The following is an 11,490-nucleotide window of genomic DNA, read 5'->3' on the forward strand; positions in this document are numbered from 1 at the left end:
GCCGTATGCGCCTGATACCCTCGCTGGCCTTGTTGTTGGTCCTGATCGCCCCGGCGGCGTTGGCCGACGAGTTGTATCAGATCGAAATGATCCTGATCCGGCAGAACCTGGAGCAACCCTTCCAGAGCCAACCGGCGCCCGAGGATTGGGCCAAGGGGGCCAAACCGGTCACCGCCGACCAGGAGCGCACCCCCAGCCTCAATGAGATGACCGCCAAGCTCGGCGCCAGCGGCAACTACGAGGTGCTGCTGCACAAGGCCTGGCAGCAACCCCTGAGCGACCAGCCGAGCCTGGTCTCGATCACCGAAGGCCAGGAACAGTTCGGCCAGTTCCCGGTAGAAGGTACGCTGAGCCTGACCCTCAAGCGCTTCACCGACGTGCAGGCACAGTTCTGGGTCAACCAGTTCGACAGCAACGGCGTGGTCAGTGCCAGCGAACGCCTGAACCAGACCAGCCAGACCAAGAACGGTCAACTCAACTTCCTCGATGCCGGCCACCTCGCCCTGCTGCTCAAGGTGACCTCACTCGCCGCATCGAAACGCGAAGCGCCGTCACAGAATCTCGACCAGTGAACGTCCGATGCCCTCGTCCCTGACGCCCGCCCTGACCAAACCGCTCGCCGCGTCCTGGGTCAGTCGCTTCAAGGAACAGAGCCTCGAACGGGGCCGGCGCTACGCCCTGGAAAACCGCGTGAGGATCGTCCAGGCCGGCGACAGCACCATTACCGCCAGTTGCGAAGGCTCGGGCGGCAATACCTATCGCCAGACCATTCACCTGCGTGAGTCCGCCAAAGGCACGCTGCTGGTGGTCGACGCCACCTGTACCTGCCCGGTGCGCAGCTGCTGCAAGCACACCGCCGCGGTGTTGCTGCAGGTCCAGGAAACCCTGGCCTACCCGGCGGCGGAAAAAGACGCCCAATTGCTGGAAAAACTCCAGGCGGTACTGGATGCGCGCACGCCGTCACCCTTGCCACAACAGCAGATCGACGACCTGATCCCGGTGCCACGCCTGTGGCTGGCGAGCATCGAGTTCAGTGCCTTCGAGCCGCGCAACGGGCGGATGCAGCGCTATATCCAGCACCGTGCGGCCCTCTCCTTCGACTACCTGGGCGAGTACGTCAGCGGGCAGAAAAACGCCGATATCATCCTGCGCCAGGAACACCAGAGCCTGCGTATCAAGCGTCAGCTTGAAGCGGAAAAGGCCTGTCGCGAGCAATTGCGCCTGCTGGGGTTCAAGATCGCCACGCGCCAGAGCAAGGCATTGCCGGAAAGTGCCGGCGAGCTGTTCGAAATGGTCAATGACAGCGCCTGGCTGAATTTCACCCTCAACGAACTGCCGGGCCTGCGCGCCCAGGGCTGGGAATTGCAGATCGAGGAGGACTTCGGTTTCGACCTCAGCCCCGTGGAGGACTGGTACGCCACGGTCGACGAAGCCCCCGAACGCGACTGGTTCGACCTGGAGCTGGGGATCATCGTCAATGGCGAGCGCCTGAGCCTGCTGCCGATCCTGCTGAACCTGGTGCGCTCGCATACCGAACTGCTCAATCCCGAGCGCCTGGCCCGGCGCCGCGACGACGAACTGATCCTGGTGAATATCCCGGCCTCCCCCGCCGGCAACCACGGGCCGCTGCAAGTCGCCTTGCCCTATGGGCGCCTGCGGCCGGTGCTGAACACCCTGGGCGAGTTCTACCTGCAGGAGCCCGGTACCACCCGCCTGCGCCTGAGCCATGCCGATGCGACCCGGCTCAACCCGCTGGACGAGCTGTCGCTGCTCTGGGAAGGCGGCGAACAGATTCGTGGCTTCGCCCAGCGGTTGCGGGATATCCGCGACTACAGCGCGGCGATCCCCGAAGGCCTCAACGCGACGCTGCGCCCTTACCAGCACGAAGGCCTGAGCTGGATGCAGTCGCTACGGCAACTGGAAGTCGGCGGCATTCTGGCCGATGACATGGGCCTGGGAAAAACCTTGCAGACCCTGGCCCACATTCTCAGCGAAAAGCAGGCCGGGCGCCTGGACCGTCCCTGCATGGTGGTGATGCCCACCAGCCTGATTCCCAACTGGCTGGACGAGGCGGCGCATTTCACCCCGCAGCTCAAGGTGCTGGCGCTGTACGGTGCCGGACGCAAGAAGCATTTCGAGCAATTGCAGGATTACGACCTGCTGCTCACCACCTATGCCCTGCTGCCCAAGGATATCGAGCTGCTCAAGGCCCAGCCGCTGCACGTGCTGGTACTCGACGAGGCGCAGTACATCAAGAACCCCGGCAGCAAGGCCGCCCAGGCCGCCCGCGAACTGGATGCGCGGCAACGCCTGTGCCTGAGCGGAACGCCGCTGGAAAACCACCTGGGCGAGCTCTGGTCGTTGTTTCACTTTTTGTTGCCGGGCTGGCTGGGGGACGTGAAAAGCTTCAATCGCGACTATCGAACTCCGATCGAAAAACACGCCAGTGAAGTCCGCCTGCAACACCTCAACGGCCGGATCAAGCCCTTCCTGCTGCGCCGCACCAAGGAACAGGTGGCCACCGAACTGCCCCCCAAGACCGAGATCATCCACTGGGTCGAACTCAACGAGGCCCAGCGCGATGTCTACGAGACCATGCGCCTGGCCATGGACAAGAAGGTCCGCGCCGAGATCACCCGCAAGGGCGTGGCCCGCAGCCAGATCATCATCCTCGAGGCGCTGCTCAAGCTGCGCCAGGTCTGCTGCGACCTGCGCCTGGTCAACGACGCGCCCCTGCCCGCGCGCGGCAGCGCCTCCGGCAAGCTCGACAGCCTGATGGAGATGCTCGAAGAGTTGTTCGATGAAGGGCGGCGGATCCTGTTGTTCTCGCAGTTCACCTCGATGCTGTCACTGATCGAGGTGGAGTTGCGTAAACGCGGGGTGGCCTATGCGCTGCTGACCGGGCAGACCCGTGACCGGCGCACGCCGGTCAAGGACTTCCAGAGCGGCAAGTTGCAGATTTTCCTGATCAGCCTCAAGGCCGGCGGCGTGGGGCTGAACCTCACCGAAGCCGACACGGTGATCCACTACGATCCGTGGTGGAACCCGGCCGCCGAACACCAGGCCACCGACCGCGCCTATCGGATTGGCCAGGAGAAGCCGGTGTTCGTCTACAAGATGATTGCCCGCGGTACGGTGGAGGAAAAGATCCAGCACCTGCAACGGGAAAAATCGGACCTGGCCGCCGGTGTGCTCGACGGCCGTCAGGCCGGCGACTGGCAGTTGCAGAACGACGATATCGAAGCCCTGTTCGCGCCGCTGCCGGACAAGAAAGCCGGTCGTTAACGGCCCGCCGCGAGCACCCGCGCCAGGGTCGACTTCACCTGGCCCATGCCGTCATGCAAGGCTTGCTCGATCTCGGCCATGGTGATCACCGCCGTCGACTTGCCCGCCGCCGGGTTCACCACCAATGCCAGGCAGGCATAGTCCAGTTCCAGCTCGCGGGCCAGTGCGGCTTCCGGCATGCCGGTCATGCCGACGATATCGCAGCCGTCGCGTTCCAGCCGGGCGATCTCGGCCACTGTCTCCAGGCGCGGCCCCTGGGTGCAGGCATAGACGCCATGACTACTATAGGCGCACCCCTCGGCCGCCAGCGCCGCAATCAGCTGTGCCCGCAGGCCTTCGCTGTAGGGATAGCTGAAATCGATATGGGTCACCTGCTCCAGATCATCGGCAAAATAGGTGTGCTGGCGACCGCTGGTGTAGTCGATCAACTGATGCGGCACACAGAAATGCCCGGTACCCATTGCCGCATGAATCCCGCCCACGGCGTTGACCGCCAGGATCGCCTCGGCTCCCGCCTGTTTCAGCGCCCAGAGGTTGGCCCGGTAGTTCACCTGATGCGGCGGAAAACGGTGCGGGTGCCCATGACGCGCCAGGAACAGCACCTCACGCCCGGCGTATTCACCGATCTGGATATCCGCCGAAGGGGCGCCGTAGGGCGTATCCAGCGTCAACGACTGACGAATGCTCAAGCCTTCGAGCTGGGTCAGGCCCGTGCCGCCGATAATCGCGTAAACCGTCATGCGGGATTCCTCAGTCAATCAGTTGAGCATCTTTAAGCGCCATCAACGCCGACAACCAGCGTGGATCCTGGCGATAATCGGTGCGGGCGAACCCCTGGCCGCGCATCCGCGCAATGCGCGGCGACGGCTGGACCTTCAGGCGCTGGGCGGCACTCAAGGCCAACTCGGCGGCCGCTCGGTCGTTGCACACCAGGCCCATGTCACAGCCGGCGGACAACGCCGCTTCGATCCGGCTCGCGGCGTCGCCAACCACATGGGCACCGGCCATCGACAGGTCATCACTGAAGATAACCCCGTCAAATTGCAATTCGCCACGCAGGATCTCCTGCAGCCAACGGCGCGAGAAACCGGCGGGTTGCGCATCGACCTGTGGATAGATGACATGGGCCGGCATCACCGCCGCAAGCTGTTTGCTCAAGCGGGCGAAAGGCAGCAGGTCATTGGCGCGGATCTCATCCAGGCTCCGCTCATCGGTGGGAATCGCCACATGGGAGTCGGCTTCGGCCCAGCCATGGCCGGGGAAGTGCTTGCCGGTGGCGGCCATGCCGGCGCTGTTCATACCGCGGATAAAGGCTCCGGCGAGCAACGCCGCACGCTCGGGATCACCCTCGAAGGCGCGGCTGCCGACCACCGCGCTGCGCTGGTAGTCGAGGTCCAGGACCGGCGCAAAGCTGAGGTCCAGGCCCACGGCCAGCACCTCGGTCGCCATCAGCCAGCCGCACTGCTCGGCCAGGTATTCGGCGTTCGGATTGTCGGCAAGCGCGCGCATCGCCGGCAAGCGTACGAAGCCCTGGCGCAAGCGCTGCACCCGTCCGCCTTCCTGGTCGACCGCCAGCAGCAGGTCCGGGCGCACGGCGCGAATCGCCGCGCTCAGTTCGCGAACCTGGCGCGGGTGCTCGATATTGCGCGCAAAGATAATCAACCCGCCGACTTGCGGCTGGCGCAACAACTGGCGATCTTCAGCCGTCAACCAGGTACCGGCGACGTCCACCATCAGGGAGCCTTGCAGGGCAGTACTCATAGGGAATCCTTGGACAAAAGTGCCCATTGCCCTCGCGGACCTGCACGCCAGGCGGCGACAGACAGGCACGGCAACACCTTGCCATGGACAGCGCCAGGCAAGCAGGAACGGGCAAGGGAGGCTTGGAACAAAAAGAAATCAGGCATGGGCGGCAGCTTAGCGGATCAAAGCCGGCGCGCCCACCCGTACCTTATCAAACCTTGGCAGCCGCAGCCGGTGCCGGTGTCGACTTGCTGCGCGGGCGCAATTGCGCCGCCGCCATGGAGGCATCGGTGACACCACTGTCGGCACGCATGCCGGCCGCGAGGAACGGCACCATCAGGCGCATGACCTGCTCGATGGAAGTATTGACCCCGAAGTCGGTCTCGGCAATCGCCCGCAAGGCCTTGATACCCGACATGCTGAACGCCGCCGCGCCGAGCATGAAGTGCACGCGCCAGAACAGCTCGATCGGTGGAATCCGTGGCGCGGCATCGTTGACCAACAGCATATAGCGTCGGAACACCTTGCCGTACATGTCTTCCAGATAACGCCGCAGGTGGCCCTGGCTCTGGCTGAAGGCCAGGCCCAGCAAACGCATGAAGATCGACAGATCGTTACCACTACGCGGTTGTACCACCAGCGCCTGCTCGACGAGGATTTCCAGCAGCTCTTCCAGCCCGGGCTTGACCTCGGGTTTGGCCTGGCGTCGCTCCAGCTCACGGTCGAGGCTGATGCAGAACGGGCCGAGGAAACGCGAGAACACCGCCTGGATCAGGGCCTTCTTCGAGCCGAAGTGGTAGTTCACCGCCGCGAGATTGACCCCCGCCTTACTGGTGATCAACCGCAATGAGGTCTCGGCGAAACCTTTTTCCGCGAACAATTGCTCGGCAGCATCGAGAATGCGTTCAACGGTTTCCGACTGGGCCATGGTTACTCCGCCTGACAAACACTTGTTTGAAACATACGTTTCAGCCCTGGGAATGTCAAGTCTGGCGGTCCGTTCGTGGCCCACCGGTCGAGCATTAAATCATACAAATCCTGGCCTGTAGCCATCCTCGGCGGCCATAGCCCGGAGACCGTCCGGCGGACACGAGAAAAAGGAGGATTGCCAAGCGCCTTGCACTGTATATAATCCCAGTCACTGTATAAAAAGACAGAGCGCTCAACATGATAAAACTGACGCCACGCCAAGCCGAGATTCTGGCCTTTATCAAACGATGCCTGGATGACAATGGTTATCCGCCGACCCGCGCGGAAATCGCCCTGGAGCTGGGGTTCAAGTCACCGAACGCGGCCGAAGAGCACCTCAAGGCCCTGGCCCGCAAGGGTGCGATCGAAATGACCCCGGGCGCATCCCGCGGCATTCGTATCCCCGGTTTCGAAGCCAAGAGCGATGAATCCACCCTGCCGATCATCGGCCGCGTGGCCGCCGGTGCGCCGATTCTCGCCCAGCAGCACGTCGAGGAATCCTGCAACATCAACCCGACCTTCTTCCATCCCCGGGCCGACTATCTGTTGCGCGTCCACGGCATGAGCATGAAGGACGTCGGCATTTTCGACGGTGACCTGCTGGCCGTGCACACCTGCCGCGAAGCCCGCAACGGCCAGATCGTGGTGGCGCGGATCGGCGACGACGTCACCGTCAAGCGCTTCAAGCGCGAAGGCAGCAAGGTCTGGCTGCTGGCGGAAAACCCCGAGTTCGCCCCCATCGAAGTCAACCTGAAAGACCAGGACTTCGTCATAGAAGGTTTGAGTGTCGGCGTTATTCGCCGCTGAAGGAGGCGTCATGCAATTCCAGCAAACCCCACAACATGCACAACTTTCCCTGTTCGAAGCGTTCATGGCGCAACCCCTCGCGCCCCTGCTCAAGGAGGTGGTCGAAGCCCCCTGGAGCACTGAGCCAGAAGTGTTCAGTGAACTGTCGTTGCGGGGCGCTGCCGGGAGTTGCCTGAGCCTGCTGGCACCGATCCTGCGGGAGTTGAGCCAGGATCAGGAGGCCCGCTGGCTGACCCTGATCGCCCCGCCAGCCAGCCTGACCCAGGCCTGGCTGCGGGATGCAGGGCTCAACCGGGAGCGGATTCTGCTCCTGCAACCCAGCAGCGCTCAAAACGCCCAGCAATTGACCTGTGAAGCCTTGCGCCTGGGCCGTAGCCACACCGTGGTCAGCTGGCTGAACCCGCTGAATGCCAGTGCGCGCCAACAGCTGATCAACGCGGCTCGCCAAGGCGATGCGCAAAGTCTGAATATTCGTTTGGGCTGACGGTTTGAACGGCCGTCAGGGCCGGTGCGGCATGCTGATCGCCCAGGGCTTCTCCAAGACAGAGAAACCGACCTGAAACGTCATCCAGCGTCGAACGAGCCTCGGTTTCAATGAAGAACCCGTGGCCCGCCGTCGTCTTTCTCGATTTCACCTTCGGCCAAACGCCCAGCCATCTGCACGCCGACGCTCAACATGGCCTTGGCCACCTCGACGTGCTGGCCCTGCAGGAACGCCTTGGCATCTTCGGAAAAGTTAAGGGTCACCAGAGAACCTTCGTCCTCGGCCCGGCGCAGCTCGATGCGGCCGTCCGGCAGCTCGACAATTTCTAGAAAGGACGTAGGCATAGTGTCAGTTCTCCACGAAAGGCCATTATTGTATCAGTCATCAACGGCACCTCGCAGGAGAACTGAAGCGCTTTCTTTACCACTTGATGAACATCTGACAGATGGAGACTACTTTTTTCAAAGAAAAAGGCGACAAAATAATCGCCCTCTGTTCATCCATATGCCCGTTCAATCACTCAGCACTCGTTGAGCCCATCGCGAAAACGGATCGCCAGCGCCTTCAGGTTCTGCCGCCAGCTCTCCAACTCCTCACGCCCCAGCTCGGGCGCCTCGTCCTCATCCAGGCTCACCGCCACGATCAACGGCTGCAACACGTCGCCCTTGACCTTCCTGGGGGCCTGGGGCGGCAGATACAGTGCAGCATGAGCACTGATCAAGCGGGCCAGCCAGGTCTGCGGGCCATGGGCCAACTCCACCAGCTCGGCCATTTCCGGAATGGCGATCGCCTCCAGCACTTCGCGGGTCAGCAGCAACTCGGCCCGCGGCGCGGCGGCCTGGGGCAGGCGGTAGAAGCCGGCAATCTCATGGCAGAGCCCGAGCAGCGCACCGTATAGATGAAACACCGCGGCTTCGCGCTCGGCCTGGATCAGCGCCAGGGCATTCATCGCCCCGCTCGTCTCGGCCTTGCCCAGGGCTTCCAGGGCGAGGCCGGCGTAAAAAATCTTCTGGTTGGTACGGGTATAGAGTTCGTTGGCCATGACGGCGCGCTCCAGGGAAAAAGGCCACAGGCAGGTCAGTCAGTTTCAGGGATCGACCAAGTTCGCCGCAAGCCAAAAAAGACAAAGGCCGCGTGAAAACCCAAGTTTTCACGCGGCCCCGGTGCTCACACCCGATCAGCGGATCAGGTGCTCAGCTTACGAGCGCTTGTCTTCCACCGTCCATTTGCCGCCGTCGTAGAACGCCTTCCAGCCGGTCGGCTTGCCTTCCACTTCGGTCTGCACGTACTGCTCCTTGGTCTTGCGACTGTAGCGAATGACCGATGGACGACCGTCCGGGTCCTTCTGCGGAGCATCACACAGGAAGTGGTACTTGGGATCGATCTCGTCCTTGTGGGGAAGGATCTCGATCACCAGCGGCGCGCGGGTTTCACGGTTTTTCGGGAACTGGCTGGCGGCCAGGAACAGGCCGGAAGCACCGTCACGCAGGATATAGGTGTCGTTGACCTTATCGCACTTGAGTTCCGGCATCTTCACCGGGTCCATCTTCGGCGGCGCCGCGTCACCGCTCTTGAGCAGCTTGCGGGTGTTCTTGCAGGTCGCGTTGGTGCACCCGAAGAATTTGCCGAAACGGCCAGTCTTGAGTTGCATCTCGCTACCGCACTTGTCGCATTCCAGGCTCGGGCCTTCGTAGCCCTTGATGCGGTAGCTGCCTTCTTCGATCTCGTAGCCGTCGCAATCCGGGTTGTTACCGCAGATGTGCAGCTTGCGCTTCTCGTCCAGCAGGTAGGCGTCCATCGCCGTGCTGCAGATCGGGCAGCGATGCTTGCCGCGCAGCACCAGGGATTCCGATTCACCCTCGTCGTCGGCGGCGATTTCATCCCCCGGCACCAGGTTGACGGTGGCCTTGCAGCGTTCCTTGGGCGGCAGGCTGTAACCCGAGCAGCCGAGAAACACGCCGGTGGAGGCGGTGCGAATCTGCATCGGCCGGCCACAGGTCAGGCACGGGATGTCAGTCATCACCGGCTGGTTGGCGCGCATGCCGCTGTCAGGGCTTTCAGCCACTTCGAGCTTTTTCTTGAAGTCGCCGTAGAACTCGTCGAGCACGTTCTTCCAGTCACGCTCGCCCTGGGCCACGTCGTCGAGATGCTCTTCCATGCTGGCGGTAAAACCGTAGTCCATCAGGTCGGAGAAGCTTTCCGAAAGGCGCTCGGTGACGATGTCGCCCATCTTCTCGGAGTAGAAGCGACGGTTGTGCAGCGCCACATAACCACGATCCTGGATGGTCGAGATGATCGCCGCGTAGGTCGAAGGACGACCGATACCGCGCTTTTCCATTTCCTTGACCAGGCTGGCTTCGGAGTAACGGGCCGGCGGCTTGGTGAAGTGCTGGGTCGGATCGAGCTGGATCAGCTTCATCACCTCACCCTGGGCCATGTCCGGCAGCACATCGTCGTCGCCCGGCTTGCTCATCTGCGGCAAGACACGGGTGTAACCGTCGAACTTGAGGATACGGCCCTTGGCACGCAGCTCGAAGTCACCGGCGGCGACGCTGACGGTGGTCGACAGGTATTGCGCCGGCAGCATCTGGCAGGCCACGAATTGGCGCCAGATCAGCTCGTAGAGGCGCTCGGCATCACGCTCCATGCCCGACAGCTTGCTCGGGTCGGTATTCACATCCGAAGGACGGATGGCTTCGTGAGCTTCCTGGGCGCCGGCCTTGCTGCTGTAGACGTTGGCGTTTTCCGGCAGGTACTTCGCGCCGAACTCGCCTTCGATATAGGTACGCGCCATCGCCACGGCATCAGCCGAGAGGTTGGTGGAGTCGGTACGCATATAGGTGATGTAGCCCGCTTCGTACAAGCGCTGGGCCATCATCATGGTTTTCTTCACGCCGAAGCCCAGGCGGTTGCTCGCGGCCTGCTGCAGGGTGGAAGTAATGAAGGGGGCCGACGGCTTGCTGCTGGTCGGTTTGTCCTCGCGCTTGGCGATGGTGTAGGCCGACGCCTTGAGCTTCTCCAGGGCCGCCATGGCCTGGGCTTCATTCAGCGGCTTGAACGCCTCGCCCTTCTCCCGCGCCACTTCGAAGCGCACCTTGGCGCCCTTGGCGGTGCCGAGGTCGGCGTGGACTTCCCAGTACTCTTCGGGGTTGAACGCACGGATCTCGCGTTCACGCTCGACCACCAGCTTCACCGCCACCGACTGTACGCGACCGGCGGAGAGGCCACGGGCGATCTTCGACCAGAGCAACGGCGAGACCATGTAACCCACGACCCGGTCGAGGAAACGGCGGGCCTGCTGGGCATTGACGCGATCGATATCCAGCTCGCCGGGCGCCGAGAAGGCTTCCTGGATGGCTTTCTTGGTGATCTCGTTGAACACCACGCGCTTGTAGCGGCTGTCATCACCACCGATGGCTTCGCGCAGGTGCCAGGCAATGGCTTCCCCTTCGCGGTCCAAGTCGGTTGCGAGATAGATGGTGTCGGCATCCTTGGCCAGGCGGCGCAGCTCCTCGATCACCTTCTCCTTGCCGGGAAGGATCTCGTAGCGAGCTTTCCAGCCGTGATCCGGGTCGACGCCCATGCGCGAGACCAGCTGCTTGCGCGCCTTCTCCTTCGCCGTCAGCACGGGGGCTTCGCCAACCGCCGCCTTGCCGCGCTTGGCAGCGGGCTCTTTGGTGGCACTCGCCGAACCGCTGGTGGGCAGGTCTCGGATATGGCCGATACTCGACTTCACCACGTACTGGGTACCCAAGTACTTGTTGATGGTCTTGGCCTTAGCCGGGGATTCCACAATGACCAGCGATTTGCCCATGGATCAGAAAATTCCTGAATGCTAGAAGTGAGAGGCGGCCTGCGCCTGACGCGGCACCGCTATATATAGTGGCTACAAGGTGAGGTCAAGCGCAGGGTTCTGCGCGACCTCTCCTCAAGGCCTTGAAAAAAGGCTCGGTTCAGCTTGCACCAAAGCAAAGCGCGGGACCTGTTCGCCGTCAACCTCGACCGACTCCAGGAACATGCTCAAGGGACGTACCCAAAAGCCGTAATCGCCATACAGGGCTTGGTAGAACACCAGTTCCTCGTCGGTCTCGGAGTGCCGCGCAACGTTGAAAACACGGTACTGCGGCCCCTTGTAATGCTGATAGAGCCCGGGTTCCAATTTCATGTATCGGCTCCTTACAAATAAAAATAAAAAAATTCGG

General features: G+C 62.5%; 11 protein-coding genes. 4 read left to right on the forward strand and 7 right to left on the reverse strand.

Going from position 1 to position 11,490, the window contains the following annotated elements:
* Positions 1-5: 5 nt before the first annotated feature.
* Both HX830_RS21550 and HX830_RS21555 read left to right on the forward strand, forming a co-directional pair.
* Positions 6-572: a CsiV family protein gene (locus tag HX830_RS21550; protein WP_152737319.1), complete on the forward strand. Its 567-nt coding sequence runs from the start codon at positions 6-8 to the stop codon at positions 570-572.
* Positions 573-591: 19 nt separating this feature from the next.
* A complete protein-coding gene (locus HX830_RS21555) occupies positions 592-3,285 on the forward strand; it encodes a DEAD/DEAH box helicase (protein ID WP_177102614.1) in 2,694 nt (897 codons plus the stop codon).
* On the opposite strand, the gene HX830_RS21560 is transcribed toward HX830_RS21555, so the two are convergent.
* The 3 genes from HX830_RS21560 to HX830_RS21570 form a co-directional block, all read right to left on the reverse strand.
* Positions 3,282-4,025: an S-methyl-5'-thioinosine phosphorylase gene (locus tag HX830_RS21560; RefSeq protein ID WP_177102489.1), complete on the reverse strand. Its 744-nt coding sequence runs from the start codon at positions 4,023-4,025 to the stop codon at positions 3,282-3,284. The genes HX830_RS21555 and HX830_RS21560 overlap by 4 nt on opposite strands.
* Before the next feature lie 10 nt (positions 4,026-4,035).
* Positions 4,036-5,034 (reverse strand): beta-N-acetylhexosaminidase, encoded by a 999-nt coding sequence (nagZ, locus tag HX830_RS21565; protein WP_177102616.1) that lies wholly within the window; start codon positions 5,032-5,034, stop codon positions 4,036-4,038.
* Positions 5,035-5,239: 205 nt separating this feature from the next.
* A complete protein-coding gene (locus HX830_RS21570) occupies positions 5,240-5,956 on the reverse strand; it encodes a TetR/AcrR family transcriptional regulator (protein ID WP_103496731.1) in 717 nt (238 codons plus the stop codon).
* 239 nt (positions 5,957-6,195) lie between these two features.
* Here HX830_RS21570 and lexA point away from each other — a divergent pair, with 239 nt between their 5' ends.
* Positions 6,196-6,804: a transcriptional repressor LexA gene (gene lexA, locus HX830_RS21575; RefSeq protein ID WP_103496730.1), complete on the forward strand. Its 609-nt coding sequence runs from the start codon at positions 6,196-6,198 to the stop codon at positions 6,802-6,804.
* A gap of 10 nt (positions 6,805-6,814) precedes the next feature.
* A complete protein-coding gene (sulA, locus tag HX830_RS21580; protein ID WP_177102491.1) occupies positions 6,815-7,288 on the forward strand; it encodes an SOS-induced cell division inhibitor SulA in 474 nt (157 codons plus the stop codon).
* A 107-nt stretch (positions 7,289-7,395) separates the two neighbouring features.
* Here sulA and HX830_RS21585 read toward each other — a convergent pair whose 3' ends face one another.
* The 4 genes from HX830_RS21585 to HX830_RS21600 form a co-directional block, all read right to left on the reverse strand.
* Entirely contained in the window at positions 7,396-7,632 is a 237-nt protein-coding gene (locus HX830_RS21585; protein ID WP_100939176.1) for a hypothetical protein, read from the reverse strand.
* 176 nt (positions 7,633-7,808) lie between these two features.
* Entirely contained in the window at positions 7,809-8,330 is a 522-nt protein-coding gene (locus tag HX830_RS21590) for a DUF6586 family protein (protein ID WP_103496728.1), read from the reverse strand.
* Positions 8,331-8,486: 156 nt separating this feature from the next.
* Positions 8,487-11,102, reverse strand: a complete 2,616-nt coding sequence (gene topA, locus HX830_RS21595; protein WP_177102493.1) for a type I DNA topoisomerase — start codon at positions 11,100-11,102, stop codon at positions 8,487-8,489.
* A 114-nt stretch (positions 11,103-11,216) separates the two neighbouring features.
* Positions 11,217-11,453, reverse strand: coding sequence for a DUF1653 domain-containing protein (locus HX830_RS21600; protein ID WP_100939173.1), 237 nt, complete (start codon positions 11,451-11,453; stop codon positions 11,217-11,219).
* Between the last annotated feature and the right edge of the window lie 37 nt (positions 11,454-11,490).

The sequence above is a fragment of the Pseudomonas gingeri genome (genome assembly GCF_013385425.1).
Classification (GTDB): Bacteria; Pseudomonadota; Gammaproteobacteria; order Pseudomonadales; family Pseudomonadaceae; genus Aquipseudomonas; species Aquipseudomonas gingeri_D.